The sequence below is a fragment of the Mariprofundus sp. EBB-1 genome, from assembly GCF_003665155.1.
GTDB lineage: Bacteria > Pseudomonadota > Zetaproteobacteria > Mariprofundales > Mariprofundaceae > Mariprofundus.
This window is the reverse complement of record NZ_RCFQ01000037.1, coordinates 1-24,712: the sequence shown is the minus strand read 5'-3', so window position 1 is coordinate 24,712 and position 24,712 is coordinate 1. Positions and strand designations below refer to the sequence as shown.

23 protein-coding genes are annotated in these 24,712 nt (G+C 47.9%); 14 read left to right on the top strand and 9 right to left on the bottom strand.

Annotation, left to right across the window (positions count from 1 at the left end):
• Nucleotides 1-334 precede the first annotated feature (334 nt).
• The 7 genes from recQ to D8Y20_RS12205 form a co-directional block, all read right to left on the bottom strand.
• Nucleotides 335-2,500 carry a DNA helicase RecQ gene (recQ, locus tag D8Y20_RS12235; protein WP_121543998.1) on the bottom strand — a complete coding sequence of 722 codons (2,166 nt, stop codon included), beginning with the start codon at nucleotides 2,498-2,500 and terminating at the stop codon, nucleotides 335-337.
• Nucleotides 2,501-2,741: 241 nt separating this feature from the next.
• Nucleotides 2,742-3,572: a bifunctional DNA-formamidopyrimidine glycosylase/DNA-(apurinic or apyrimidinic site) lyase gene (gene mutM / locus D8Y20_RS12230; protein WP_121543997.1), complete on the bottom strand. Its 831-nt coding sequence runs from the start codon at nucleotides 3,570-3,572 to the stop codon at nucleotides 2,742-2,744.
• Nucleotides 3,565-4,062: a peptide deformylase gene (gene def / locus D8Y20_RS12225; protein ID WP_121543996.1), complete on the bottom strand. Its 498-nt coding sequence runs from the start codon at nucleotides 4,060-4,062 to the stop codon at nucleotides 3,565-3,567. The genes mutM and def overlap by 8 nt, the downstream gene beginning before the upstream one ends.
• Before the next feature lie 18 nt (nucleotides 4,063-4,080).
• Nucleotides 4,081-4,620 (bottom strand): glycine cleavage system protein R, encoded by a 540-nt coding sequence (locus D8Y20_RS12220; RefSeq protein ID WP_121543995.1) that lies wholly within the window; start codon nucleotides 4,618-4,620, stop codon nucleotides 4,081-4,083.
• 80 nt (nucleotides 4,621-4,700) lie between these two features.
• Nucleotides 4,701-5,039 (bottom strand): iron-sulfur cluster assembly accessory protein, encoded by a 339-nt coding sequence (locus D8Y20_RS12215; protein WP_121543994.1) that lies wholly within the window; start codon nucleotides 5,037-5,039, stop codon nucleotides 4,701-4,703.
• Nucleotides 5,040-5,283: 244 nt separating this feature from the next.
• On the bottom strand, nucleotides 5,284-6,411 hold the full coding sequence (locus D8Y20_RS12210; RefSeq protein ID WP_121543993.1) for a cysteine desulfurase family protein: 1,128 nt from the start codon (nucleotides 6,409-6,411) through the stop codon (nucleotides 5,284-5,286).
• Nucleotides 6,395-6,892, bottom strand: coding sequence for an Rrf2 family transcriptional regulator (locus D8Y20_RS12205; protein ID WP_121543992.1), 498 nt, complete (start codon nucleotides 6,890-6,892; stop codon nucleotides 6,395-6,397). The genes D8Y20_RS12210 and D8Y20_RS12205 overlap by 17 nt, the downstream gene beginning before the upstream one ends.
• Nucleotides 6,893-7,197: 305 nt before the next feature.
• Between D8Y20_RS12205 and D8Y20_RS12200 the strand changes: the two genes are divergently transcribed.
• Both D8Y20_RS12200 and D8Y20_RS12195 read left to right on the top strand, forming a co-directional pair.
• Nucleotides 7,198-10,695 (top strand): ABC transporter substrate-binding protein, encoded by a 3,498-nt coding sequence (locus D8Y20_RS12200; protein WP_161957639.1) that lies wholly within the window; start codon nucleotides 7,198-7,200, stop codon nucleotides 10,693-10,695.
• A 72-nt stretch (nucleotides 10,696-10,767) separates the two neighbouring features.
• A complete protein-coding gene (locus D8Y20_RS12195; RefSeq protein ID WP_121543990.1) occupies nucleotides 10,768-11,052 on the top strand; it encodes a Dabb family protein in 285 nt (94 codons plus the stop codon).
• A gap of 47 nt (nucleotides 11,053-11,099) precedes the next feature.
• Here the strand turns inward: D8Y20_RS12195 and yihA are convergent, their stop codons facing one another.
• On the bottom strand, nucleotides 11,100-11,723 hold the full coding sequence (gene yihA, locus D8Y20_RS12190; protein WP_121543989.1) for a ribosome biogenesis GTP-binding protein YihA/YsxC: 624 nt from the start codon (nucleotides 11,721-11,723) through the stop codon (nucleotides 11,100-11,102).
• 94 nt (nucleotides 11,724-11,817) lie between these two features.
• Between yihA and dusB the strand changes: the two genes are divergently transcribed.
• The 12 genes from dusB (at nucleotide 11,818) to D8Y20_RS12130 (ending at nucleotide 23,776) form a co-directional block, all read left to right on the top strand.
• Nucleotides 11,818-12,876, top strand: a complete 1,059-nt coding sequence (gene dusB, locus D8Y20_RS12185; RefSeq protein WP_121543988.1) for a tRNA dihydrouridine synthase DusB — start codon at nucleotides 11,818-11,820, stop codon at nucleotides 12,874-12,876.
• Nucleotides 12,866-13,903 (top strand): nitrogen regulation protein NR(II), encoded by a 1,038-nt coding sequence (locus D8Y20_RS12180; protein ID WP_121543987.1) that lies wholly within the window; start codon nucleotides 12,866-12,868, stop codon nucleotides 13,901-13,903. Before dusB ends, D8Y20_RS12180 begins: the two co-directional genes overlap by 11 nt.
• The gene (locus D8Y20_RS12175) at nucleotides 13,900-15,306 is read left to right on the top strand and encodes a sigma-54 dependent transcriptional regulator (protein ID WP_121543986.1); all 1,407 of its coding nucleotides are present in this window, start codon (nucleotides 13,900-13,902) and stop codon (nucleotides 15,304-15,306) included. Before D8Y20_RS12180 ends, D8Y20_RS12175 begins: the two co-directional genes overlap by 4 nt.
• 110 nt (nucleotides 15,307-15,416) lie before the next feature.
• The gene (locus tag D8Y20_RS12170; RefSeq protein ID WP_121543985.1) at nucleotides 15,417-15,902 is read left to right on the top strand and encodes an SUF system Fe-S cluster assembly regulator; all 486 of its coding nucleotides are present in this window, start codon (nucleotides 15,417-15,419) and stop codon (nucleotides 15,900-15,902) included.
• Entirely contained in the window at nucleotides 15,899-17,365 is a 1,467-nt protein-coding gene (gene sufB, locus D8Y20_RS12165; protein ID WP_121543984.1) for a Fe-S cluster assembly protein SufB, read from the top strand. The genes D8Y20_RS12170 and sufB overlap by 4 nt, the downstream gene beginning before the upstream one ends.
• Before the next feature lie 175 nt (nucleotides 17,366-17,540).
• Entirely contained in the window at nucleotides 17,541-18,293 is a 753-nt protein-coding gene (gene sufC / locus D8Y20_RS12160; RefSeq protein ID WP_121543983.1) for a Fe-S cluster assembly ATPase SufC, read from the top strand.
• 70 nt (nucleotides 18,294-18,363) lie between these two features.
• The gene (gene sufD / locus D8Y20_RS12155) at nucleotides 18,364-19,659 is read left to right on the top strand and encodes a Fe-S cluster assembly protein SufD (protein WP_121543982.1); all 1,296 of its coding nucleotides are present in this window, start codon (nucleotides 18,364-18,366) and stop codon (nucleotides 19,657-19,659) included.
• A 111-nt stretch (nucleotides 19,660-19,770) separates the two neighbouring features.
• Nucleotides 19,771-20,988: a cysteine desulfurase gene (locus tag D8Y20_RS12150; protein WP_121543981.1), complete on the top strand. Its 1,218-nt coding sequence runs from the start codon at nucleotides 19,771-19,773 to the stop codon at nucleotides 20,986-20,988.
• Nucleotides 20,989-21,198: 210 nt separating this feature from the next.
• The gene (gene sufU, locus D8Y20_RS12145; RefSeq protein ID WP_121543980.1) at nucleotides 21,199-21,654 is read left to right on the top strand and encodes a Fe-S cluster assembly sulfur transfer protein SufU; all 456 of its coding nucleotides are present in this window, start codon (nucleotides 21,199-21,201) and stop codon (nucleotides 21,652-21,654) included.
• A gap of 12 nt (nucleotides 21,655-21,666) precedes the next feature.
• Nucleotides 21,667-22,233 (top strand): putative Fe-S cluster assembly protein SufT, encoded by a 567-nt coding sequence (sufT, locus tag D8Y20_RS12140; RefSeq protein WP_121543979.1) that lies wholly within the window; start codon nucleotides 21,667-21,669, stop codon nucleotides 22,231-22,233.
• Between the two features lie 3 nt (nucleotides 22,234-22,236).
• Complete coding sequence (locus D8Y20_RS12135) at nucleotides 22,237-23,445, top strand: NnrS family protein (RefSeq protein WP_121543978.1); 1,209 nt, start codon at nucleotides 22,237-22,239, stop codon at nucleotides 23,443-23,445.
• A gap of 16 nt (nucleotides 23,446-23,461) precedes the next feature.
• Entirely contained in the window at nucleotides 23,462-23,776 is a 315-nt protein-coding gene (locus D8Y20_RS12130; RefSeq protein WP_121543977.1) for a non-heme iron oxygenase ferredoxin subunit, read from the top strand.
• 291 nt (nucleotides 23,777-24,067) lie between these two features.
• Here D8Y20_RS12130 and D8Y20_RS12120 read toward each other — a convergent pair.
• A partial coding sequence (locus tag D8Y20_RS12120; RefSeq protein WP_147434084.1) for an OmpA family protein occupies nucleotides 24,068-24,712 on the bottom strand: 645 nt, incomplete at its 5' end.

Below are 24,712 nucleotides of genomic sequence, written 5' to 3'. Positions count from 1 at the left end.
GCTCCTTTGGCTCACTTACCTTGTCTCTCTTTAATTAAAGGAATGCGTTCTCTTTCTTTTTTAATAAATCGTAAGATAGCTGAACTTTGTACGTAATCATGTAAGTTCATAGTTCCCGCTAATTTGCAATGAACCAACAAAAAAAGCCCGCGTACAACATTGTACGCGGGCTTTTTAATTGATCTCATCAGAAAATTCAGTACATCTATAAACAGAGCATAGCTTTCAGATTGCTCCTGATTTTTTCTAACAACAAGGCGAAAACGCGGAGCGTACTAATGTACGCGCGTACTTTTCAACACCGTGATTAGGAAAATCAGGGGTGATATGGAGGCTATGCGACGCCGATCGCTTCACGCCATGCCAACACCAAACGAAACTCTTCATTATTCAGATCCACTGATAGATCGGATTTAATTTCTGAGAGTGAAGCATACGGATCTGCATCCGTAAGCTCGTTCATCACCGTCTCAAAATCTTTACCAATGTAGGCTGGCACATCGAGATACTGACCTGCACGAATAATGGTAACGTAATGCTTGAGAACCGTCGTTTCACTCACACCCTGCTGCGCAGCATTTTCAGCCAGTGTCAAGCCTTTACGGTACAGCGCCAACGTGTAGGTCTGTGTTTCATTCAAGCCAGGGCCTTTGGCGATCAGCATCGGAATATCCTTGCTATCATCCTTGGCTTTTTTACTGGCCTTGCTATCACCGTGCTTTTTAATCAGCGCAATAAAAGCATCACCATATGCTTCCAACTTATGCTCACCCACGCCACTGATCAAACGCATAGCTTTATCATTATCAGGCTTACGTTGGCTCATCTCAGTAAGTGTCACATCATTAAATACAACATGCGGTGGCACATCTTCCTTTTCACCCAACTCTTCGCGCAGTGCTACAAGCTTCTTGAACAGAAGCTCATCACGCGCCATACCCAAACGTTTAAACTGTCTTCTAATACCCGGCTGATATTTGGCCAGAATAATCGGTTCACCGGCACCAATAAATTCAGCTTTCTTGGTAGCCAACATGGCGGCACGCTTGGATACATCCTGCATAAAATAACCATGATGCACCATTTGACGCAAAATAGATGTCCACTCATCAGCATTGATATCCGCACCGGCACCATGACTTTTAATTTTGTCATGTTTGTTTTCTTTGATACGCGCATTGTTCGATCCACGCAGCACATCAATAATGTATCCCATGCCAAAGTGGCCCTTGACCTCACGCACACATTGCAACGCAGCCACAGCAAGTTCGGTTGCGTCATAGGTTTTCGGCGGATCAAGACAAACATCACAGTTGCCGCATGGCTCATCCAATGCCTCACCGAAATAACCAAGCAACACACGGCGGCGACATGTCAGCGCCTCAGAAAAGCCCACCATACTATTGAGTTTATGCACTTCCACACGACGCTGATCGATATTTTCCACATTCTCAATCAGGCGACGAACCAGATTCACATCACCGGAGCCATACAACATCAACGCTTCCGATTCCAAGCCGTCACGGCCGGCACGCCCTGTTTCCTGATAATAAGATTCAATACTCTTGGGAATATCATGGTGAATCACAAAACGCACATTGGGTTTATCAACGCCCATACCAAAGGCAATGGTCGCCACAATCACTTTCACACGGTCGCGCAAGAAATCATCCTGCACCTTTTCACGCGAACGGCCCGGAATACCGGCATGATAAGCTGCCGCACGAATACCATGACGCTGTAAATTCACAGCCAGATCTTCCACCCGTTTTCTCGACAGGCAATAAATTACACCCGAACAGTTCTGCCAACTTTCTAAAAATTGTAAAATCTGGGTCAATGGCTGACGCTTTTCCGCTACCAGATAACGAATATTAGGGCGATCAAAACTAGCCGTGAAACGCTGCGCTTTTTCCAGTTTCAGGCGCTCACTAATATCTTCTCGTGTATGTTCATCAGCCGTCGCAGTAAGAGCCAGCATCGGCACATCAGGGAAAATTTCACGCAACTCACCCAAACGCACATATTCCGGTCTGAAGTCATGACCCCATTGTGATACACAATGCGCTTCATCAATAGCGAACATCGAAAGCTCTAATTTTTGTAATTTTGCAAGAAATACCTTGGAGAGCAGGCGCTCTGGTGCAACATAGAGCATATCCAGATCACCGGATTCAAATCGCTCCAGCACTTCCTTCGCATCGGCAGCTTTTAGCGATGAGTTATAATATGCAGCTTTCACACCACAGGCATTCAACGCATCAACCTGATCTTTCATCAAAGAGATCAATGGCGATACTACAATCCCCGTGCCCGGACGCATCATGGCTGGAATCTGGTAACACAGTGACTTACCGCCACCTGTTGGCATCAATACAAAAGCATCTTTACCATCCATAAGTGCACAAATGATTTCTTCTTGCATCGGTCGAAATGCATCATAACCAAAGCTATCTTTGAGTACTTTATGCGCTTGTTCTCTTACTTTTTTCGTTGCCATTCTATCCTCTCACACAGGGCAATACCCAATGCTTTATCATCTAATTATTATGTCGTATGAGTCAATGTTGATCAGTTTTCATTACGATGGTGTGAATTCTTTTCGATACCACTTACCCATCAATCGGGACTGTTACACAGCCGTTTTACCGCTTATTTTAGTCATTGAATCACATTGCAAAACAGAGCGCAAGTTTTTTCACCACTTTTTCAATTTTTATGCTATGGCGATGTCTGTCTGTTTAATGCTGACAGTTCGAGCAATAAAATGTACTTCGTCCAGCCTGCGAGATGCGTTTAATCAGTTTTTCACATGCAAAACACTGTTCTCCCTGCCGACCATACACCTGAAAGCTATGCGCAAAATATCCGGGTTTACCATCGGCATGAACAAAGTCGCTGATAGTGGAGCCGCCAGCATCAATAGCTTCTCTCAACACCTGCCGAATCACCTTCACCAACAGCCGCAATCGCCCCGCGGAAATATTCCCTGCCGCTCTGGTTGGATGAATACCGGCCCGGTACAATGATTCTGAGGCATAGATATTACCCACGCCAACCACGATGCCCGCATCCATAATAACATTTTTGACAGGCGCTTTACGCCCGGCACAGGCTTTAGCCAAATGCTCCACACAAAAGGCATCGGACAGAGGTTCCGGCCCAAGTGCTGCAAACCAGGCATGTTGTTCAAGCTCATCCGCATACAACAATCCCGCATAACCAAAGCGCCGCGCATCGCGATAACGCAAACTGTGTCCATCACTAAGGTTGAAGCAAACATGTTCATGTAAGCCACATTCGGCCTGTGCAGGTAACACATGAAACTGCCCGGTCATTCCCAAATGCCAAACAAGCACCTTTGCACGTTCAGCATTAGCATCATCAATATCAAACAATAGATACTTAGCACGCCTGCGAACCGCTTTCACACGCAGCCCCACCAAGCCGGAAAAATCAGGCAGCGGATAGCGCAAAGAGCTGCGATGACAGATTACATCGATAATATTTCTGTCAGTGAGCAGTGGCTCAAGTCCAGCTCGAACCGTTTCAACCTCTGGCAACTCAGGCATGCATGCGCCGCACCAAACCTTTACTCGAAACCACCCGGTCAATAAACAGAATGCCATCGAGATGATCAATTTCATGCTGGATAACACGCGCTTCAAAACCAACAGCTGAAATCTGCTGAGAGTGACCAGCTTCATCCTCAAAACAGACAGATATTTCTGCCGCTCTCGGCACCATGCCCACCCAATCGGGCACCGACAAACATCCCTCACGCCCCAGACGTTCACCACTAGCGGATTCGATGCGTGGATTGGTCATAAACAACAGACCATGGTTTTTACAGGGTCTCAGACTCTGACTACAGTCCACTACAATCATACGCCTGTTATCACCAAGCTGTGGAGCCGCAATACCAACACCACCGGGACCGGCCTGCATACTCTGCTGCAAAACCAAAAACTGCAGCATTAACGGCTCATCAAAAACGCTCACCACATCTGAGACTATGCGCAAACGTGCATCCGGATTTGTTAAAATAGTTTGAGCAGACACGAGAAAAACCGATTGACCTTATAAAACAGCATCGTCCAGAACATGCAGATCAACATCAACACCAATACTGCTAGCCACTTCATTCAACTTCACACGCATGGCATCACCCTGATCACCCGCAACCACTTCCAGCACCATCATATACACATTACTGCCGGATTGATCAGAACTACGCGATTGTGTTGACACATCAACAACCGACACCCCAAGTGTAGCCAACGCATCTGTTACTGCATACACGATGCCCGCCTTATCTGCTCCATGCACGGTGATGACATGATCTGGTTCCGATGCAGCGGCAGTTGCCTCTTCATCAGAAATCACCTGAGATTGAACCGTTAAACGTGTACGCTGCTCCAATTCTGCCAAGGCAGCTTTCAGTTCGCTGATGGCGCGATCTTCAGGTAGATTTACAATCAACATCATCGTAAAACGACCACGCAGGGCTGTCATAGATGAATCTTCAATATTAACGTCGATATGCAACAATGCCTCGGCAACATCACGAACAATACCGGCACGGTCATGGCCTGAAATGGATAATAATACGCTGGACATAAAAACTCCTTTCACACGAATGGATTCAACCTAAGTAGATCATCAAGAAATAGAACAGAACAATGCAATTTTCACAACTATTACTTCACTGAAAAGGATTCACCGCAGCCGCATGCACCTTCTTGATTGGGATTATGATAAACAAAAGCAGATGACAAAGCATCTTGCTGAAAGTCCAGCTTCAAACCTGTCAGCGCCGAGGCATAAGATTCTGCATCGACATACAGATCAAACCCATCATAGGATTGCACCAGATCACTCTCTTTGGCTGCATCGGCCAAATCCATCACATACTCCAGACCCGAACACCCAGCCGGTCGCACCGCAAGAGAAAGCCCCGCTTTGCCAGCATCCGACACAAGTTTATGCACACGCGCTATCGCCGCTTCAGTTAATTCAATATCAATCTGCCTGTCCATATTAGTAATCCTTTTACCATTTATAAGCTTTTCACATATATAATCTTTTTTTCACCGCAGAGTACGCGGAGTTTCGCAGAGTAAAAGCAAGTTTGTCGAAAAAAAACTAGGCGTCCAGGTAGGCACTGCTTATTGTTAGTACAAGGAAGTCAGCACCTTTAGCTCCAGACCACCCTTAATTCATTGCCTTTGACTTACTTTGCGTTCCTTTGCGTCCTTAGCGGTGAAAAGCTTTTGTTAGGTTTTACCTAATTCCCGCCATAGCTCTTAAACGCTGCCGAACCGTCACCAGCGCATTCACCAGTGCCTCAGCATCGTCCATGCTATTTCCCGGCCCAAAACTGACACGCACTGAACTGCGCGCCGCAGTATCATTCAATCCCATTGCCAGCAACACATGTGAAGCTTCGCGTTTCCCTGATGAACAGGCCGAGCCGGATGCCACTGCAAAACCAGCCAAATCCAGTTGCATCAACAGCGTTTCACCGTCCATACCAGGCAACATAAACAGACTGGTATTGGCTGTGCGCGTAGCATCTTTAGAAACAATGCTCACTTCAGGAATCTTATCTGCCAGCTGTTGTTCAAAGGCATCGCGAACAGGAGCAAATTGTGAAAAATCAATCTGACCCAACGCCGCCGAAAAACCCGCAATACCGGGCACATTCTCCGTACCTGATCGGCGTTTGCGCTCTTGTCCACCACCTGGAGATAACTCTTGCAGTTTCACGCCACGCTTCACCAAGAGGGCTCCAACACCTTTGGGGCCGCCAATTTTATGGGCTGACAAACTCATAAAGTCAACATTCACTGACTTAAAATCAAGTGACAGTTTTCCAAGCCCCTGCACCGCATCCACCAATATCGGAACACCACGATCACGACAATAATCTGCCACCTGTTGCACCGGTTGAATTGCGCCACTCTCATTATTGACCAGCATCATACAGACCATGCGCGTGTCATCTGTGATCGCATCAATCATTGCCTCAGCACTTACCACGCCATGCGCATCAGGACGCACGCTGACGATTTCAAAACCATGCTCCGAAGCGCGTTGCAAGGGTTGAAGTACCGCAGGATGCTCAATGGCCGTACATATCACACGGCCCGACTCAACACCTGAAAGTACACTATGAATAGCAATATTATTGGCTTCTGTACCACCTGAGGTAAACACCACACTTCCCGACTCGCAGCCCACATAGGCTGCCAGCGTATCTCTCGCATCATCGATAATACGTCGCGCTGCCCGCCCGGCCCAATGCAGACTGGATGGGTTTCCTACCGCCTCTACCGCCGCCCGCGCCGAGGCTTCAAGAGCCTGTTGAACAGGAGGACAGGTTGCATTGCAATCAAGATACCGTTTCAATCTTAATGACTCCTTCCGGATTATGGATCAGTGGCAAATATTCAGCCACATCACCCAACTCAATGTGATCAAGCACAACGCTCTTCTCACAAACCTGCTTAAGACTCACCGCATCCATAAAGCGATAGATGTGCAAGCCAAGTGATTCCCATAACTGATGGGTGTCGCAACGCTGGCCACGATGACAACCACGAATACCATTTTCACACATTGTCGTGCGCACGGGCTCATTCACAGCACGAATAATTTCGGCAACTGAAATATCCTCAGCATCTTTAGCCAGCAGATAACCACCACCCGGACCACGCACAGAGGTAACCAGATCATTTTCGCGTAAGCGCCGAAACAGCTGTTCAAGATAAGATAGTGAAATAAACTGCCGTTCTGAAATAGCAGAGAGTGTCACCGGGCCGCTATCTTTCTGATTATTCAAATCTACCATAGCTGAAACCGCATAACGGCCTTTACTTGTTAATCGCATCTGTACCTCCTACGGACATATAATACCCGTGTAAAAAAGTCGGATATTATTAACCCGACCATTTTAGTCAAGTATAAAATTCAACTGCAAATCCGAACCCTTGAAATACTGGCATCCTTAATGCTGTTATTATTTATGGTTAATATTGATGCTTTGAACTGCTACGATCAGTCTCGTTAACACCTTAAACGCATCCGATGGTGGCTGGAGTATTGCTATGAGTGTGATCTTTGCAGAACAAACAAGACAGCGTGCGGATGGAGTCACCAATAGAATGGAGGCAGCGTATTGCAGGGTATAATCAAATGGGTCTCGTAAAAGCGATGCATCTCACAAGCAAGTTATGCTGTACGCTGCTTACATGTATCACACTGCTGCTCACGCCTGTGCTTGCGCACGCAAATGAACAGATCAACCTGCAACTCAAATGGAAACATGCTTTTCAATTCGCTGGCTTTTACATGGCCAAAGAGAAAGGGTTTTATGATGACGCCGGCCTACAAGTCAACCTGATTGAAGGTGGCCCTGGTAAACCATCGTCAGATTTTACGCTGCAGAACGAAGGGAACTATGGGGTGGCTGATACCGGCGCCCTGCTTTCCCACGCTGAGGGTAAACCGATCAAAGCGCTGGCTGCCATCTTTCAGCACTCCCCTCTCGCTCTGGCCGTTCGCAAAAATTCAGGCATCCGGAACTTTTCTGACCTGCGCGGTAAACGTGTGATGATGCAGGCAAACAAAATGGATGCGGTGTTATTGGCTAGCCTCAAAAAAGCTGGATTAAGCCAATCCGACTTTATCAGGCAGGACAGCAGCTTTGATATTCAGGATCTCATTCTCGGCCATACCGATGCATTCAGTATCTACATCACCGATCAACCACATCAGCTAATTGAGCAGGGCATAGCCCATCGGATCCTCAGCCCCAGCCAATATAATATTGATTTTTATGGCGATATCCTTATCACATCAGAGAAAGAAATACACCAACATCCGGAACGCGTGCAGAGTTTTCTCAAAGCCAGCATGGATGGTTGGTCGTATGCCCTTGAGCATGTAGATGAAACCATTGAAATCATTCAGAGTAAATATAACACACAAAATTTAAGCTCCGGCCAACTCTATTTCGAAGCCGCCCGGACTGCCGATATGATGTTTAAAGACCTTGTAAACCCCGGCTATATGAACCTGCACCGTTGGAAACAAATCGCCCAAACATATGCCGATTTAGAGCTGATACCTCAAGACTATCCGGTAGAACAATTCCTTTATGTGCCCGAACCCGAACTCAGTGATTTTATCACCCAGTATCGTTGGCAGTTAATGATTGCGACACTATGCATCCTGCTGCTTATTTTCGCATTTCAATCCACCCTTCTTCGCCGCATGGTACGCCATCGCACTCAGGATCTGCATGCAAGCGAAACCCGCTTCAGAACACTGGTAGATAATATCCCGGGGGCTGTATTTCGTTATCACCCGGATCATAGCTCAGACATGGATTTCATCAGTAGTGAAATCGAAGTAATCTCCGGCTACCCGGCCACCGACTTCACCAACAATACCCGACCCTATCACAGCATTATTCATGCTGACGATCAAGCAGCGATTCTCAACACCATTGAACATGGCTTAAAACATGGAACACCATACGCGTATGAATATCGCATTATCAGAGCTGATGGCACTCAATGCTGGGTACTTGAATCCGGTCAGCCCAGCTCATCACCAAATCAAGACAGATGGATTGATGGCTACATTTTTAACATCACCGAACGTAAAGAAGCTGAAAGACTAAAGGATTCCATCTCAGAGATTCTTGAGATGGTTGCCAGTGATAAAAATCTGGATCAAATTTTCAATGCGATTATTCATAGTTATGAAAACCGTTATCCGGGCATGAAAGCCACCATTTTAAGAGTGATTGACGGACGCCTGCGCAGAGGCGCTGCACCCAATCTTCCAGAGATCTATAATAACGCTATTGATGGCCTGGAAATCGGCCCGATGGTTGGCTCATGTGGCACTGCCGCTTTCAACAAAAAACGCACCATCGCCGCAGATATCGAACATGACCCACGCTGGGCCCCCTATCTTGAACTGACCATACCTTTGAATCTGCGAGCGTGCTGGTCTGAACCCATCTGCAACTCCGAAGGCAAAGTAATCGGCACATTCGGCATGTATTATGATCATGTGCGCTCACCAGCTCCGGAAGAGATCCGCGATATTGCCAATGCAGCAAAACTCACAGGTATCGCGATGGAACGTGAACAACATCTAAAACAGCTGAAAAAGCTGTCACAGGCGATTGAACAGTCCAGTGAAGTCATCACTATACTCGATAGCAAATGGGTCATCGAATATATCAATCCGGCCTTTACCGAAGTTACAGGCTTTCGATGGGATGATGTGATTGGAAAAACATCACCCACACTTCACCGTGATAACAATGAAGCAATCGTACAACAGGCATGGCAAGCACTGGATCAAGGCCACTCATGGCGGGGCAGGGTTACAGAACAACGTAAAGATGGATCTTTTTATCCAGCTATGCTGGCTGCATCACCTGTTCGCGACGAAAATAGTAAAATCAGCCACTTTATCTGTGTACTTGAAGATTTAAGTCAGCTTCAGCAGATGGAAGCGCAATTCCATCAAGCACAAAAAATGGAGTCCATCGGCACGCTGGTGGGAGGTATTGCCCACGATTTCAACAATATGCTAGCTGCCCTGCAAGGAAACTTGTACATGGCAAGAAGGCATCTCACCGGCAATGCTGTCATCATCGATAAGTTGAATAATATGGAGCAACTTGCAAACCATGCCGCCAACATGGTCAAGCAGCTACTCACATTTGCCCGTAAAGATCGCGTCGATATGAAGCCACTACCTCTCAATTCGTTCATAAAGGAGGCCTTCAAATTAGCCAGCCGCTCAATACCTGAAAGCATTGCATGCAACATTGATATTTGCGAAGAGAAGCTTGTCATTATTGGTGATGCAACCCAGCTACAGCAGATATTAATGAACCTTCTGAACAATGCCCACAGTGCAGTATCCCATGCTCTGCATCCCACCATCAACTGCTCTGTGCATGCATTTACTGTCACCGATGCCTTCCTGAGAACACATCCTGAAGCTGAAACTGAGAACAGATCATTTGCACACATCTGCATTCAGGATAATGGCTCAGGTATTCCAGACGCCATCAGTGAGAAAATATTTGAACCGTTTTTTACTACAAAAAACGTAGGTGAAGGTACAGGTCTTGGGCTGGCCATGGTCTATGGGGCAATCAAAACCCATGCAGGATATATTGATATGGAAAGCAATGCAGAGACAGGCACTGCATTTCATCTCTATCTACCACTGGCAGACACTCAACCGGGGGTCTTGCATGTAGATCCACATTTTGCCATCGAAGGAAAAGGTGAAACCATTCTATTGGTCGATGACGAACCCAACCTGAGAGGCACCACTGCAGAGGTACTCAACGCGCTCGGTTATCACATCATTGAAGCTGAGAACGGACAGATTGCGCTGGATATTTTCAAAGAAAAACACCAGCAAATTGATCTCATCATTACCGATATGATCATGCCAATCATGGGCGGCAGTGAATTGAGCGAACATATCAGACACATCAACACTGATATGCCCATCATTTTCTCTTCTGGTTACGATAGAGAGCAGAGTTTTGAAATTGACAAAGCTTCACCTCATACGCTTTTCCTGCAAAAGCCATGTGCCATTGAGATACTGTCCCAATCACTGCGTCAGCTGCTCGACGCAAAAAAATAGGCGATACCGCCCACGTAGCAATAACAGAGAATCCCACGGGATCAAAACCAAATATTACATTCAGAGGTATAGATGATTAAACATATCGTAATGTGGAAATTAAGAGATAAGGCTGACGCCACAGAAATAAAAATACGCCTGGAAGCGTTAAATGGAAAAATACCGGGCTTATTAAAGGTAGAGGTGGGTATCGACTTTCTTGCATCCGGGCAATCGGCCGATGTGGTGCTTTATTCCGAGCTGGAAAGCCGCCAGGCGTTAGAGGCCTATCAAACGCATCCCGAACATCAGGCCGTTGTGCCTATCATCAAAGCAGCCGCGATTGCACGCACTGTGGTGGATTACGAACTACCTTAAGAAACGCTTTTACTTTATTTACTGGTGATTGGCTGGAGGCCAACACATCACTCCGCCCTTAACATTTCCTGCTGAATCACTTTGCGCAGCTTATCAATACCCATGCCTTTAAAGCTGGATGTGGGCATCGGGCTAAGCAGACCACCCATCGCTTCTGTCATTTCTTTCAGACGTATGCTGCGTTTATTACCGGAGAGCTTGTCTGCCTTGGTAGCGACCGGCAACCAACGGATACCGCCTTCATTGAGCCATTCGATCAACTGCAGATCAGAATCTTTCGGGCCATGACGAATATCTAACAATAACAACACCAGTTTAAGATCGGCATTCACCAGATAGGACTCAATCATGTTGATCCAGCGTTTCTGCTCTTTTTTCGGGGCTCTGGCATAACCATAACCGGGCAAATCCACTACCAGCAACTGATCATCCACATCAAACAGATTGAGCAGCCTTGTGCAGCCGGGGCTTTTGGATGTTTTCACTAGACCGTTGCGGCCAAACAGCGCATTCATCAATGAGGACTTACCCACATTGGAGTGGCCGGCTACCGCAATCTGTGGCAATTCTATATCAGGAAACTGCGTGGGATCAGCCACCGATTGCATAAAATGTGTGTTCGGCCAATGGATTGTTGGCAGGGTATCGGTTGATTTATCAGAAGTTTCCATACCCCCGAAGCTGACCATTGCACAGAACAGGTGCAAGTTTTGAAGAAGGCGCTACCGTTGCACATTTTTTAGGCAAGCAATAGGATCTACTCAGATGAATCAACGACTTCTGCCGGGTTTTACCCTGGGCAATCACAATATCGACGTACCGCTGGTGCTGGCCCCTATGGCTGGCATTACCGATTTACCATTTCGACGTATCTGCAAACCGTTCGGGGTCGGGCTTGTGGTCACTGAAATGATCGCTTCGCGTGCAGTAGATATGGGGCGCGAACGCACCGAACGCATGGCTGAGCTCGGTGATGATGAGCATCCAGCTTCCATTCAGGTCGCCGGTTCTGATCCTGCATTTGTCTGCGAGGCCGCACGCTGGGCTGTCGGACACGGCGCTGATTTCGTTGATATCAATATGGGCTGCCCGGTCAAAAAGATATGCAAACAGACAGCAGGCTCTGCCATGCTCAAAGATGAACCGCTTGTCGCACGCGTGCTTGAAGCGGTTGTTAAAGCAGTTGAAGTACCTGTCACGTTGAAGATCCGCACCGGCTGGGATGAACCCTCAAAAAACGTAGCTTCCATAGCACGCATCGCAGAGGCAAGCGGCGTCCAGATGCTGACCGTACATGGCCGCACACGCGCACAGATGTTTCATGGCCATGCCAACTGGGAAGATATTGGCTTAGCCAAAGATGCAGTATCGATTCCGGTTATTGGCAATGGCGATATTGTTGATGGTGAATCCGCCAAAGAGATGATTCGCATATCCAACTGCGATGGTGTGATGGTAGGCCGCGCCGTACAGGGCAACCCCTGGGTGCTGGGTGAAGTCCATGCCGCCCTGATGGGTCTACCTCAACCTGCAAAACCTACACCTGAACAGCGCTGGGCTATTGTTATTGATCACCTGCGTCATTTAGCTGAACATCATGGCATTCAGACCGCTTCCAAATTAGCGCGTAAACACGTGATCTGGTACAGCAAAGGCTTACGTGGCTCGGCAGATTTCCGTTCTCATTTTCAAGTCATGTCTGAATGGCAGCAGATGCTCGATTTCGCCGAAAGTTATTTCCTTAAGCTCTCAGATGAGGCTGATGTAGAACCGATCTCAGAGAGCAATACTGCGCAAGTGTCAGAGTCTAATATTGTCATCTGATCATATTAGTCTTGCGGCGCTGCCTCTGCCCACGCTACTGCTCGATGCAGAAGCCAGGCTCATACAAGCCAATGTATATGCTCAGGAAGCTTTGGGCAATTCAGAGAAACGCCTTATTGGTAAACATTTAGATGAGCTTTTCTCGCCAAAATCAGAGATACAAAAGCTACGCGTTCGATTAACGCCGTATGGCAGCATATCGGGTAATCAGATCTGCATTCGTTCAAGCAGCCTGCCAATATCACTGCACTTAAATATCTATGATGATGGCATCACTGTAATATTTGTACCCGAAGCACGCCGCAGCGAAGTAGAACAACATACCAAACGCCATGAAATGGCTGAGGCCGTTGCACGTATCGCACTAGAGATGGCGCATGAAGTAAAAAATCCGCTGGCTGCATTGCGAGGAGCCAGCCAGTGGCTATCAGAACAGAATCTTTCCAAATCAAACAAGGAAGCCGTGGTGCAAATTTTGTCCGGCGTAGATCGTATTCGGGATCGAATCGACTCTTTTCTGCAAGTAGGGCCACACGCATCTGTGCAAATGCAGAAAACCAACATTCACAGTCTGATTCAAAGCGTGATTTGCTATCAGCCCGGCATTCAGGTGCATCGTTCATTCGACCCTAGCCTGCCTGATACCCTGCTGCATGCGGCTCGTTTTACACAAGCACTGGAAAACCTCTGGCAAAATGCAGTGGAAGCAGCCGACAGCAAAATTGAATGGCAAACCCGTATGGCTCCATTGGTACATCTGCCCGGCCATCATGGTCAGGTCATTGAAATCAGTATTACCAACGATGGTGCGATGATCCCTCTGGAGTTGCGGGACCGTCTGTTTGAACCTTATGTCACAGGCAAACAACGCGGTAGTGGATTAGGCTTGGCACTGGTTGAACGCGTAATGCTAGAGCATGGCGGGCGTGTGAATGTGGACAGCGGCAAAGGCAGAACAACAATGACGCTACATCTGCCAATAAGAACAGAATCTGATGCAGAAAAGCATGGGGATAAAAGAGTATGAAAGCGCTATTGATTGATGATGATGAAGGTATTCGCTGGATTCTTGACCGTGTGTTACAAGAAGAGGGGCTGGAAGTATTGCATGCCGGATCTATTGCTGAAGCCCAAACCATTCTCACCGACAAAGCGCATGCGGATATCAACCTTAGTTTCCTCGATGTCTATCTGCCCGATGGCAACGGCATGGAATTTCTGGCCCAGGGTCATTTCTCCATGCCCGTGGTCATGTTAACGGCTGAAACCACCTTTGGTCATGCCGCTGAGGCCTATCGCATTGGAGCCATGGAATATCTGCCCAAACCCTTTGACCTGGATGAGGTACGACAATTAATCCAGCGCGTACGACCTGCGAAAGAGACTGCCAAACCCAGCACCACCGCAGTCAAAGAAGATCTGATTATCGGACGAAGCCAGGCCATGCAACAGATGTTCCGCACCCTGGGCCGTGTAGCCGAGTCTGATTTAACGGTATTGATCACCGGTGAATCCGGCACGGGTAAAGAGATGGTAGCGCGCACCCTGCATGACCGCAGTCAGCGGGCCGATAAAGCTTTTATTGCCATCAACACCGCCGCCATTCCCGCCGAACTGTTGGAGTCCGAACTCTTTGGCCATGAAAAAGGATCGTTTACAGGCGCAGATAAAGCGCGTGAAGGGCGTTTCGAACAGGCTGATGGCGGCACCCTGTTTCTGGATGAAATCGGTGACATGCCCGCCGCCCTGCAAGCCAAGTTGCTGCGCGTATTGGAAGAGGGGCGTGTGCAGCGTGTCGGCGGCAGCCAGTTCAAACAGCTCAATGTCCGACTGTTGGCGGCGACCCACCAGAACCTGCTAACATCCATTGCCAAGGGTAAATTTCGCGAAGATCTCTATTATCGATTAAACGTAATCCCTGTTGAGATACCTTCATTAAGAGATCGGCGCGATGACATTCCTGAACTGGCCCATTATCTACTCGATAAAGCCGCCACGGAGTTGAGCATGACCGCCCCCATTCTGCTCGATGATGCCATCGAACTGCTCAGTCGCCACGACTGGCCGGGCAATGTTCGTGAACTGCGCAATGTCATGCATCGTCTGGCAGTATTAACACCGGGAGCAAGTATCACACTATCCGATGTTGCACTGGCGCTGGGCAATGCGGGCAACTCCCATCATGAAGAAGAGACGCTCGCACAGGCAGTTACACGCTGTACACGTCAATACCTACACCAGCTCGGTTATGGCAAAGCCACCAACTTGCATGCCAATCTACTGGAACAGGTTGAACCACCATTGCTGGAGCTGGCGATGGAGAGTTGCAATGGGAATCAATTGAAAGTGGCTGAAATGCTGGGATTAAACCGCAACACCGTGCGTAAATTGCTGCGCAAATATAATATTGACCCGCAAAGTTTTCGCTAAAAACAGAGGCTCATACAGCATTTCCAAACACACTCCTATAATAACCCTAATTCATACCATATTGATCCTGATTGAATCCGGAGTAGAATTGTCGCATATAGAGGTGTGACATGCTCAGGTTAACCAAATTAACGGATTATGGCATTTTACTGATGACCCATATGGCGTCGTCAGGACAAGCACGTTTTTCCGCCACAGAGTTGGCCGAGGCAACACACATCCCCTTACCCACCGTCAGTAAAATTCTGCAAATGTTATTGCATGAACACATGCTTGCTTCCGTTCGTGGAGCCAAGGGTGGTTATGAACTGACCCGTCCAGCCACAAAAATTAATGTCCGCGATGTTATCAATGTATTTGAAGGTTCCATTGCGCTAACTGAATGTAATCTCGAAGGTGGTGGTGCATGCGACCAGCATGATGTCTGCTCCACCAGCAACAACTGGAAACGTATTAATCAAGCTGTCGGCCAGGCCCTGCAGGACATATCTTTAGCCGACATGACCGAGGCAGACTTTGTGCCTATCTTTCGACTACAACGCGGCATTACAATTCATGGAGATCCAACAATGAATATGACTAAGGCACTCTCATGAGCGATGCCACATTAACCAAAAAAACTGAACCAAAACCGGAAGAGTTCACCAATAATGAATATGAAGCTGGTTTTGTTACAGATATTGACTCCGACACCCTGCCTCCCGGCCTGAACGAAGATGTTATTCGTCACATTTCAGCCAAAAAAGATGAACCTGAATGGTTACTGAACTGGCGACTGGAAGCATTCCGCCACTGGTTGACCATGAGCGAACCGCATTGGGCGCATGTGCAGTATGACAAAATTGATTTTCAGAGCATCTCATACTATTCAGCTCCCAAGTCACAAGAAGATGGTCCCAAAAGCCTGGATGAAATTGATCCAAAACTACTGGAAACCTATGAGAAATTAGGCATTCCATTGCGTGAGCAGGAGTTTCTGGCTGGTGTTGCCGTAGATGCGGTATTTGATTCGGTCTCGGTCGCCACCACCTTTAAAGGTAAACTGAAAGATGCAGGCGTGATCTTCTGTCCAATTTCAGAGGCCGTTCGTGACTACCCCGAACTGGTGCAACAGTATCTTGGCAGCGTCGTACCCAGCGGCGATAATTTTTATGCTGCGCTGAATTCAGCTGTATTTACGGATGGTTCATTCGTTTATATTCCTAAAGGTGTACGTTGCCCGATGGAACTATCCACCTATTTCCGCATCAATGCCCTCAATACCGGTCAGTTCGAGCGCACCCTGATCATTGCCGATGAAGGTGCTTATGTTTCATACCTGGAAGGATGTACTGCCCCGCAACGTGATGAAAATCAGCTTCATGCAGCGGTTGTGGAACTGGTGCTGCTTGATGATGCTCAAATAAAATATGCCACGGTTCAGAACTGGTATCCGGGTGATGAAAATGGTCTTGGTGGCATCTACAACTTTGTTACCAAGCGTGCTGACTGCCGTGGCCCGCGTTCAAAAGTGTCGTGGACACAGGTAGAGACCGGTAGCGCGATCACTTGGAAATATCCAAGTTGTGTGTTGCGCGGCGATGATTCGGTTGGTGAATTTTATTCGGTTGCTCTGACTAAAATGCGCCAGGAAGCCGATACCGGTACCAAAATGATCCATATTGGTAAAAATACCAAGAGTACCATTGTCTCCAAAGGTATTGCCGCCGGACACGGACAGCAGGCCTATCGTGGTTTGGTACGTATTGGTAAAAATGCTGATGGTGCTCGCAATTTCACCCAATGTGATTCGTTGCTGATCGGTGACACATGCGGAGCGCATACGTTCCCCTATGTGGAAGTCAAAAATCCGACCGCTACGATGGAGCATGAAGCCACCACATCAAAAATTGGTGAGGATCAACTGTTTTACTGTCGCCAACGCGGCATTTCAGAAGAAGATGCGGTCAACATGATCGTCAACGGCTTCTGTAAAGATGTCTTCAACGAACTACCGATGGAGTTTGCCGTTGAAGCCAACCGACTGATGGAAGTCAGCCTTGAAGGTGCGGTCGGGTAAAAAAGATAAAAGCGTACACCGCAGAGTACGCGGAGTTCCGCAGAGTAAAAACTATAATCATGTTGTAAGCATGGTGGCAAAATAATATTCCTCAAAGTTACAGAGAGGCGCAGAGACGTTAAAAGACTTACTCTGCGTAACTTTGCGTAACTTTGCGGTGAGAAGGTTTTGATTTATGTTGAAAATTGAAAATTTACACGCCTCAGTGGCTGGCAAAGAAATTCTAAAAGGTATCAATCTTGAGATTGGCGCTGGTGAAGTGCATGCCATTATGGGGCCCAATGGTTCCGGCAAATCCACCCTCTCCAATGTGATTGCCGGCCGCGATGGTTATAAAGTAACCGCAGGTTCCGTCACCTATAACGGCAAAGACCTGCTGGCGATGGAGCCTGAAGAGCGCGCCTGGGAAGGTGTCTTTTTAGCCTTTCAGTACCCGGTGGAGATCCCCGGTGTGAATAACACCTATATGCTCAAAGCCGGCGTCAATGCCAAACGCAAACATCAGGGCGAACAGGAACTCGATGCGATTGATTTCATGCAACTGGTCAAAGAGAAGGCCAAGTTGGTTGAGCTTAATGAGTCATTCTTGTCGCGCGGTGTGAATGAAGGCTTCTCCGGCGGCGAGAAAAAACGTAACGAAATTTTTCAGATGGCTGTACTCGAACCATCACTGGCACTGCTTGATGAAACCGATTCAGGACTGGATATTGATGCGCTGCGTATTGTCGCCAATGGTGTGAATAAACTGCGCCGTGAAGATCGTTCCATTGTCATGGTGACCCATTACCAGCGTCTGCTTGATTATATTGAGCCTGATTTCGTACACGTACTGGCTGATGGTCAGATCCTTAAATCCGGAGACAAAAGTCTGGCTCTGGAACTGGAATCTCGCGGTTATGACTGGGTCAAAGAAGAAGCAGCGGCATGATAAATTTACACGACAGTAAATTTACACGGGTAATATACCGCCCTCTGGGTGATGCACATGGAGGTGCATCATGAGTGATCTGACTCTGAATATTGCATCTCTGCCCGGCAATGTTGGTGTCCAGGCACAGCGTTCACAGGCCGCCGATATCTGTGCCCGCACCGGCCTACCAGGCAAACGTGATGAAGATTGGAAATATACCGACATATCCCGACTGACTGCGACACTCGGCGATGCATGGTGGTTGACTGCGCCAACAGCGATCAACAGTGATGCGACCAGTCTGGCCACGATTGATGATCTGGATGCTTATCGTCTGGTCTTTATCGCCGGTCAGTTCCAGCCTGAGCAATCCAATCTACCTGACGGCGTTCAACTGCGGCCTCTATCAGAACTATTGCAGAATGATACCGACGACAGCGCCCACTGCCTGTTCAAACTGGATGAGTCCGCCCCTCTGTTTAATGGTCTGCTCGCTGCCAACAGCGCTTTAGCCAGCGATGGGCTGTGCGCTTGCATTGGTGACGGCATCAAACTCGACAAACCTTTATATGCTGTACATGTCGGCAACAGCACTGCCCACACGCTCAATGGTCTGATGTTAGGTAAGGGGGCAGAAGCCACCCTGATTGAACACTTTATTGGTACAGACTCAGATCAAGCAGGGCTAAGCAATATCGCCACATATTTGCGTCTGGGTGATAATGCCGCATTGACCCATTACCGTCTGCAGCTGGAAAGCGACAAACAGTTCCATGTCGGCCGTGTCGAAGTCAAACAGGCGCGTGACAGCCGTTATACCCTGCATGCCGTTGAACTGGGCGGTAGCCTTTCGCGTGCAGATATCGTAGTGAACCTGGCAGAACCCGGTGCATCATGTGCGCTGAACGGTCTGTTCGTAGCTTCCGGTCGTCAGCACATCGATCACCACACCCGCATTGATCACAATGCTCCGCATTGCTGCAGCCGTGAGAACTATCGCACTGTACTCGATGGTCGTGCGCATGCTGTGTTTAATGGTAAAATCGTAGTGGCTGAAGGCGCTGTTAAAACGGATTCGGCGCAATCCAATGGTAATCTGCTATTATCAAAACATGCCGAGATCGATACCAAACCTGAGCTGGAAATTTATAATGATGATGTAAAATGTGCACACGGCGTCACCGTGGGGCAGCTCGATAAAAACCAGCTATTTTACCTTAAATCTCGTGGCCTCTCCGAAGATGAAGCGCGTCAGCTGCTCACCGTCGCCTTTGCCGATGAGATTCTGGTAGCCATGGATATCAAAGCGGTACGTAGCTTTATCGAAAAAGAGGCCTTTTCCAAACTGCCTAATCTGGGTGATCTGGAAGGTGTTTTAGGATGAGCAATCCTTCACCGCAAAGTTACGCAAAGGAAATACCAATAAGAGATCCGCAATTGATGATCTACTCTTTGCGAAACTTTGCGCTCTTTGCGGTAAAAAAAGGTGTTAATCATGTTTGATGTGAAAAAAATTCGTGCAGACTTTCCTATTTTAAGTCAGGAGATCTACGGCAAGCCGTTAGTGTATCTGGATAACGCAGCCACCACCCAGAAACCGCAATGTGTGATCGATGCCGTCTCGCACTATTACGAACACGACAATGCCAATGTACATCGTGGTGTGCATGCGCTCTCCGAGCGCGCAACGGCTGATTATGAAGCGGCACGCAAGATCATTGCAGGCTTTTTCAATGCAAGAAGTGAACGCGAAGTGATCTTCACGCGTGGCACCACAGAAGCGATTAATCTGATCGCGTCATCATGGGGCGGCGCCAATATCAAAGCCGGTGATGAAGTACTTATCACCCACATGGAACATCACTCCAATATCGTGCCGTGGCAGATGTTATGCAATCATGTTGGCGCAACACTGAAGGTTGCACCGATCAATGATGCAGGTGAGTTGATCATGGATGCGTTCGATAGTCTGCTCTCTGAACGCACCCGGTTGGTCGGTGTGGTGCACATGTCCAATGCACTCGGCACCATCAACCCGATTGAAAGCATCATCGAAAAGGCTCATGCCGTTGGTGCCAAGGTGCTGATTGATGGCGCACAGGCCGCCGCCCATCTGGCTGTTGACGTACAAACGCTGGATTGTGATTTTTATGTCACCAGTGCCCATAAGATGTATGGCCCGACCGGTATCGGTGTGTTGATCGGCAAAGAATCCATCCTTGAAACCATGCCCCCTTATCAGGGTGGCGGCGATATGATTCGCATGGTCACTTTTGAAAAAACCGAGTACAATGACCTACCCTATAAATTCGAAGCCGGCACTCCACATATTGCCGGTGCGATCGGTTTCGGTAAGGCAATCGAATATATCCAGAACATCGGTTTTGCAGCGATCGGCAGACGTGAAAAAGAACTTTTGCGTTATGCCACTAACAAAGCAGAAGTTTTTAACGGACTACGTCAAATTGGTACGGCGCGTGATAAAGCATGCGTACTCTCTTTTGTAATGGATAGTGTGCATCCGCATGATCTGGGTACGATTGTGGACCGTGATGGTGTTGCGATTCGTGCCGGGCACCACTGTGCAATGCCTGTGATGCAGTTCTTCAATGTACCCGCCACCGCACGCGCTTCTTTCTCGATTTATAATACTGAAGGCGAAGTGGACGCACTGTTTGCAGCACTGAAAAAAGCGCAAGATATTTTCGCATGATTTTTTCGCCGCAAAGAACGCAAAGTTGCGCAAAGTTATTAATAGCATTGAAAACCTGGACCTTATTGAATACTAGTGACTATTTTTCAATAGCCATGGCTGCGCTATTAAAATCAGGTTTTCCTTTGCGACAAGGTGAATTGCGCTTGCGCAAGAGAAGGCACCCTGGGGTGAGCTTTGCGTCCTCTGCGGTAAATAGAAGGTTTGAATATGTTTGATTTAAGAGATCTGTACCTACAAGTAATTGTCGATCACAACAAAGCACCGCGCAATTTTGGCGTGCTCAAAAAGTATAACCGTGATGCCGATGGTTACAACCCACTGTGCGGCGATAAACTGCATGTCTATGTGCATGTGAATGACGATCACATCATTGAAGATATCTCCTTTGAAGGTGAAGGCTGTGCGATTTCAGTGGCTTCGGCTTCCTTGATGACCGAAGCCTTGAAAGGTAAACCGATATCTGAATTCCCTGATAGCTTTGAACGCTTCCAGCATATGGTTACCTCAGACATCAATGAAGATCCGGATGAAGAGAAGCTGGGGAAATTGGCTGTACTGGCTGGCGTACGTGAATTTCCAAGCCGCATCAAATGTGCCGTTCTGTGCTGGCATACACTCAAATCAGCTGTGGAAGATTCCCATGAAATTGCAAAAACAGAATAAGCGGATAATACAATGACTATTTCTAACAAAATGATCACCACCACACGCGATATTGATGCCGTTCTCATTCCACTGGGTACACCGGTCATTATCCCGGTAGGTGCCGCGGTGATGATCACCCAACAACTCGGTGGTACATATACTGTCAGTGTGAATGGCAACCTGGCCCGCATCGAAGGCAAAGACGGTGACGCCCTCGGTTTCACGCAAGATGGTGAGCATGGCAAAAAAACGGCTGAAGAAGAGAAAACACCCTCTGTCGGCACTGTCGATGAACAAGTTCTACAAGCAGCCCTGAAAACCTGTTTTGACCCGGAGATTCCGGTCAATATCGTTGATCTTGGTCTGATCTATGATTGCCAGATCATCGATACCGATGACGGCAGTAATCTGGTTGAAATCACCATGACATTGACTGCTCCCGGATGTGGCATGGGGCCATTCATTGTTGATGATGTACGCGCCAAAGTACTCGATGTAGAACATGTTGATGACGTACATGTGGAACTGATATTCGATCCTGCATGGGATCGTTCCATGATGTCCGACGAAGCACGTTTACAATTGGGCATGTTCTAAAGCATGTCTGGAAAAGGTTTCACCGCCATCCAGATTTCAAACGATAAAAATACTCCTAAGCCGCAAAAGTGGGCACCACTGGCTCTCGGGTTTCGCCCGTTTTTTCTACTTGGCACTTGGTTTGCCGTACTGTTCATGGCCATCTCACTGGCGGGTTTTGCCAGCGGCATCTGGCACCATAACTATTTTGATCTGCCTCTCTGGCATGCGCATGAGATGGTGTTTGGTTATGCAATCGCTGTGATTGCCGGATTCCTGCTCACCTCGGTGCGCAACTGGACCGGCTTAGCCACACCATCCGGCCTTTCATTGGGACTGCTTGTACTACTCTGGTTGGCTCCAAGACTATTCTCTGCACTGCCTTTCATGCCGGCATCGGCCTTTGCCATATTGGATATGCTATTTCTACCAACGCTGGCTGTGATTCTCGGACGCCTGATTCTAAAGTCAGCACAATCACGCAACTATCCTATTCCAATCATTTTGCTGTTACTGAGCCTCTGTAATGGTGCCGTTCACCTTGAAGTGCTGGGATTGATTCAAAATATCGCTATGCAGGCCATGCAGATTGCCGTCTGTTTAATCATGGCACTGATCGCCCTGATCGGTGGCAGGGTGATACCCTTTTTCATGCAGGGTGCAATCGGCATCAAACCAGTTGAGAACAAACGCATTGAGCAACTTGCCCTGCCTTCTATTCTGCTGGTTGCCGTCGCCATAGCGGTTGGCAATGCGTGGTTGATTTGTATTTCAGCACTACTGGCTGCGCTGATTCATGCTGTTCGTCTGTACATCTGGTTTGATCGTGCCGTGTTGCGGGAGCCGATGCTGTGGATACTGCAAATCGGTTATGCATGGCTGGTGGCTGGCTTTATCATCTACGCTCTGGCTGTGATTCTGGATCTGGCCACCATGCATGCCATCCATGCCTGGACAGTAGGTGGTATCGGCATGTTCACGCTGGGCATGATGAGCCGTGTTGCGTTGGGACACACCGGGCGAAAGATTGTTGCACTGCCATGGATTCCGACCGCTTTTATATTGCTGTTTATTGCCACTATTGCGCGCGTGGCACTGCCGTTGATTAAACCGGAACTGCTGGATAGCGCCATACTTGTCAGTAGTGGTTGCTGGCTGCTTGCCTTCATCATTGTAGGAATCCGTTATTCCTCTATTCTTCTGACTACACGCGTGGATGGAAAACCCGGCTGAACAATGGAGATCAAATATGTCTGAATGGATTGATGTAGCCCCACAGATCGAACTGCCAGCGGGCAGTCGTAAAACCATCAACACACCGTATGCTGAAATTGCAGTGTTTAATCTGGATGGCCAGTTCTTTGCGATTGAAGATGTGTGCACCCATGATGGTGGTGAACTGGCCAGCGGTATCTGTGAAGGAGATCAAATCATCTGCCCGCGTCACGGCGCCCGTTTCTGTATTCGCGATGGCCGCTCACTCACCCCCCCAGCCTATGAAGACATCGACACCTTCCCTGTTCGTGTAGAAAACGACATCGTTCAAATCGATATAGATGGCTGACGATCTACCTACAACGGCTCCGCCTTGCCGCAGCTGTCGCTTCTACTTCATCACCTGGGACAAACATAACCCGCACGGCTGCAGAGCCTTCGGTTTCAAATCAAAGATGATCCCCTGCATGAGTGTAAAATCAGCCTCCAGCATGCAGTGCCTGCAATTCCAACCCAAGGAAAAGAAGCCTCAAACGTAAATAAAGGTTTTATTACCTATAGCTTATTCCGCATCTCAAAAAACGATCATAAAAAAAGGGGCGGTAAAACCGCCCCTTTCTATACATCTTTTTAATAATCTTTAATTCATCACACGCAGTTCAACACGTCGATTGATTGCTTCATCCGCCAGGTTGTTTTCAACAGCGATCGGTTGGGTCTCACCATAACCTTTAGAGCTCAAACGATTTGCCGAAACGCCATGAGAGATCAAATAATCTTTCACGCTTGCAGCACGCTTATTGGAAAGCGACAAATTATATGCTGCAGCACCACGACTACTTGTGTGTGCTGCAATTTCAACAATAATGTCAGAGCGACGTTTCAGTGTTGCTACAGCAGTATCAAGAATAGAAATGGATGCCGGAGTCAGTTCAGCACTGTTATTGGCAAAATTCACACCGGATAGTTTGATGATTTCGACGACTTTCGGCTTTGCAACAGGTTTCGGTTTAGGAGCACAGTTAATCTTAGCTTGAGAACGAGCCTCTTTAGCTTTCGCTTCAGCCCGCGCAATCAACTCTGAATTTTCTTCAGGATGATAACCAACCTCTGTCAATTCATGTGCAGCCCAGTACAAGGATGCCACAGCCTGAGCTTGTAATTTAGGTGCACAATTTTCTGCCCCTGCAGCTTTAGCTTCTGCAATTGCAGTACGCGCAGCATCGAGTTCGCTGCTATCAGTGTTAATATGGTGAGCACAAGCCGACATAGAGAATGCTGCTAC

What these genes read in the sequence shown, in the direction of transcription:
- recQ (WP_121543998.1), bottom strand. Translation starts at nt 2,500, where the DNA reads ATGGCAACGAAAAAAGTAAGAGAACAAGCGCATAAAGTACTCAAAGAT.
- mutM (WP_121543997.1), bottom strand. Translation starts at nt 3,572, where the DNA reads ATGCCTGAGTTGCCAGAGGTTGAAACGGTTCGAGCTGGACTTGAGCCA.
- D8Y20_RS12220 (WP_121543995.1), bottom strand. Translation starts at nt 4,620, where the DNA reads ATGTCCAGCGTATTATTATCCATTTCAGGCCATGACCGTGCCGGTATT.
- D8Y20_RS12215 (WP_121543994.1), bottom strand. Translation starts at nt 5,039, where the DNA reads ATGGACAGGCAGATTGATATTGAATTAACTGAAGCGGCGATAGCGCGT.
- D8Y20_RS12205 (WP_121543992.1), bottom strand. Translation starts at nt 6,892, where the DNA reads ATGCGATTAACAAGTAAAGGCCGTTATGCGGTTTCAGCTATGGTAGAT.
- D8Y20_RS12200 (WP_161957639.1), top strand. Translation starts at nt 7,198, where the DNA reads ATGGGTCTCGTAAAAGCGATGCATCTCACAAGCAAGTTATGCTGTACG.
- D8Y20_RS12195 (WP_121543990.1), top strand. Translation starts at nt 10,768, where the DNA reads ATGATTAAACATATCGTAATGTGGAAATTAAGAGATAAGGCTGACGCC.
- yihA (WP_121543989.1), bottom strand. Translation starts at nt 11,723, where the DNA reads ATGGAAACTTCTGATAAATCAACCGATACCCTGCCAACAATCCATTGG.
- dusB (WP_121543988.1), top strand. Translation starts at nt 11,818, where the DNA reads ATGAATCAACGACTTCTGCCGGGTTTTACCCTGGGCAATCACAATATC.
- D8Y20_RS12175 (WP_121543986.1), top strand. Translation starts at nt 13,900, where the DNA reads ATGAAAGCGCTATTGATTGATGATGATGAAGGTATTCGCTGGATTCTT.
- D8Y20_RS12170 (WP_121543985.1), top strand. Translation starts at nt 15,417, where the DNA reads ATGCTCAGGTTAACCAAATTAACGGATTATGGCATTTTACTGATGACC.
- sufB (WP_121543984.1), top strand. Translation starts at nt 15,899, where the DNA reads ATGAGCGATGCCACATTAACCAAAAAAACTGAACCAAAACCGGAAGAG.
- sufC (WP_121543983.1), top strand. Translation starts at nt 17,541, where the DNA reads ATGTTGAAAATTGAAAATTTACACGCCTCAGTGGCTGGCAAAGAAATT.
- sufD (WP_121543982.1), top strand. Translation starts at nt 18,364, where the DNA reads ATGAGTGATCTGACTCTGAATATTGCATCTCTGCCCGGCAATGTTGGT.
- D8Y20_RS12150 (WP_121543981.1), top strand. Translation starts at nt 19,771, where the DNA reads ATGTTTGATGTGAAAAAAATTCGTGCAGACTTTCCTATTTTAAGTCAG.
- sufU (WP_121543980.1), top strand. Translation starts at nt 21,199, where the DNA reads ATGTTTGATTTAAGAGATCTGTACCTACAAGTAATTGTCGATCACAAC.
- sufT (WP_121543979.1), top strand. Translation starts at nt 21,667, where the DNA reads ATGACTATTTCTAACAAAATGATCACCACCACACGCGATATTGATGCC.
- D8Y20_RS12135 (WP_121543978.1), top strand. Translation starts at nt 22,237, where the DNA reads ATGTCTGGAAAAGGTTTCACCGCCATCCAGATTTCAAACGATAAAAAT.
- D8Y20_RS12130 (WP_121543977.1), top strand. Translation starts at nt 23,462, where the DNA reads ATGTCTGAATGGATTGATGTAGCCCCACAGATCGAACTGCCAGCGGGC.